At 65.3% G+C, this 2320-nt stretch carries 2 protein-coding genes; both read right to left on the bottom strand.

Annotated features, from left to right (window positions below; all coding sequences use genetic code 11):
• Positions 1 to 554: 554 nt before the first annotated feature.
• Positions 555 to 1586: a medium chain dehydrogenase/reductase family protein gene (locus tag AAF481_20435; protein ID MEM7483534.1), complete on the bottom strand. Its 1032-nt coding sequence runs from the start codon at positions 1584 to 1586 to the stop codon at positions 555 to 557.
• Between the two features lie 76 nt (positions 1587 to 1662).
• Positions 1663 to 2320 (bottom strand): nitronate monooxygenase (locus AAF481_20440; GenBank protein ID MEM7483535.1); only part of this gene is annotated, 658 nt, incomplete at its 5' end.

The raw sequence follows: 2320 nt of genomic DNA on the forward strand, positions 1-2320 counted from the left end.
ACTGATGGCGCCGGAAGCGTATACTCTTGATTCGGCGATTCGGGCGTGGCTGATGGACGGAGCTACGGCGCCTGTTGTGGAGGCAGCGGCGGCAGCCTACAACCAGTATCAGCGATGTGGGCTTGGCGCTGCGAGGAGGTTATTTTGGGGAGCGCCATGATCGACGATGGCGGCAGGAAGCCGGTCCGTACGGGCTCTACAAAGGTCTCGGAGTGCTGTCTGGCGACGGTCCTCACCACCGCATTGGCTGCAGCACACCACGAAGCTCCTCGTGAAGGCCGAGAGCCTCAAGAGGTACGAAGAAGGTAAGAAGCACAAGGTGATCGCCAAGGCGATCAAGGAATCGAAGGAGGTTTGCCCTCCTGGTGGACGCGACGCTCGACCTGATCAAGGATCTCCTGCCCGACGACCTGCCGATCAAACTGACGTACTGGGCTTGGGTGGCGGCACCGAGATCTGCGGTCATCCGGCGAAGTGGGGCTGCGCCTTGTCGCACTGGGCTCTCACGGTCTACAACCAGGCTTGGCAATCGTTGCAGCACCGAGCTGCCGGACTCAAGTCTCTAGCACCAGCTTGCCGACGGTCCGGCCGGACTCGATTGCGCGATGAGCCCTTGCGACGCCCTCGAAAGGATAGGCCTCGATCGGCGGCGGAACGATCGTACCGTCGTCCAGCCAACTCGCCAGCCGCTCCATGACCCTGGCGAGGAGCTCGGTCTCGGCGAAGAGATAGCTCAGGTTGAAGCCCAAGACGCCGCGGTTTTTGTTGGTCATATGCAAGGGATCGAAGCGCGGCGTTCGCAGCCAGGCGGTGAGCATCTTGATCCAGCTGGGGCGGTCGTGGCCTTTCCGCAACATGCTGTGGAAGCCGTAGACCACTAGCTTGCCAGGGGCGGCGAGGTGCTGGTAGCTCTGGCGCAGGGTCGCCACGCCGTTGGCGTCGAAGACGAAATGGTAGCCAGCCGGGGCCAGGCGGCGTGCCGCTGGCCACAAATCTTCGCCCGATTTGTCGATCACCGTATCGGCGCCCAGCCGAAGGGCCAGCTCCACTTTGTGACTGGCACCCACCACACCGACCACCCGGCAGCCCGCCGCCTTGCCGAGCTGCACCAACGCGCCGCCAACCCCACCGGCGGCGGAGTGGACCAGCATGACCTCACCGCCGCGCGGGTTGGCGAGTTCGAAGAGGGCGTAGTACGCGGTGAGGAAAATGCACGGAAAGCCCGCAGCCTGTCGCGTATCGAGCTGCGGTGGTATGGCAAAGACCTGGTTCTCCGGGACCACGAGATGGGTCGTATAGCCGCCGAAGCGAGTAACGGCGAAGACCCGATCGCCGCGGCTCAGTCGCGAGTCGCTGTCGCCGATTGCAGCGATCCGCCCAGCGACCTCGAACCCTGGACAGATCGGCCAGCCGATGTGATCCTTGGCCGACTTGTAGAGCCCCATCCGCACCATGCAATCGGCATAGTTGACGCCGATCGCCTCGACCTCGATCAGCACTTCCCCCGGCTTGGGCTCGGGCGTCGGATGCTCTTCGAAGGTCAGCCGATCATGGCCCCCGGGCCGATGAATGACGATTTGGCGCATTCGCCAGATCTTGCCACAGAGAAGGGTCAGCGGCTTCCAGCGGAGTCGGGCCGCCTCGCTTCCGAGAACGGTGGGCTCACGGCCCCGATGTCTCGGAGTCGGGCCGGTCCAGCCCGGCCCCTTGGCACGCGAGCGCCGCCCGAAACTCGCCGACGATTTCGTTCGCTGGCTGGATCCCATCGATCCGAGACGAGCCCGTGCCGGCATACAAGGCCAGAGCTTCGACGTCACCTGTGCTCCCGCTGACTGGAATCACATCGGCATAGCGCTCGACCGGCGCGCCCGAAGGCGACCACGCCACGGTCTCGCCCTCGCCCGGGCGCCGGCCAGGTGGGGGACCTCCGGCCCACAGCCATGCGTTGACCGTGGTGTTTCGCAGCACGCGATGCGGTGCGTTCTCCCACCCACCGGTGAAGACTTCGCCGTAGTAGGTGGCGTTCTCCCGAGCGCTGATGATGGCGCTTTGATACGTGGGATGCACCCTCGCTTCGGCGCTACATAGAAACCGCGTCCCGACCCACACGGCGGCTGCGCCCTTCTCGAGCCATAGAGCAGCGTCGGCCCCGGTCGCGATACCCCCGGCCGCTACCACTGGAACGGTTCCAGCCACCTCGAGCAAGCCAGCGAGGAGCTCCTCGAGTGGCGCGGTGCCCCGGACGTGCCCACCGGCTTCGACGCCTTGGGCGACGAGCACATCCACCCCGGCATCCAGCGCCAGCTTCGCCTCGTCGACC

This window comes from Acidobacteriota bacterium, from assembly GCA_039030395.1.
GTDB lineage: Bacteria > Acidobacteriota > Thermoanaerobaculia > Multivoradales > JBCCEF01 > JBCCEF01.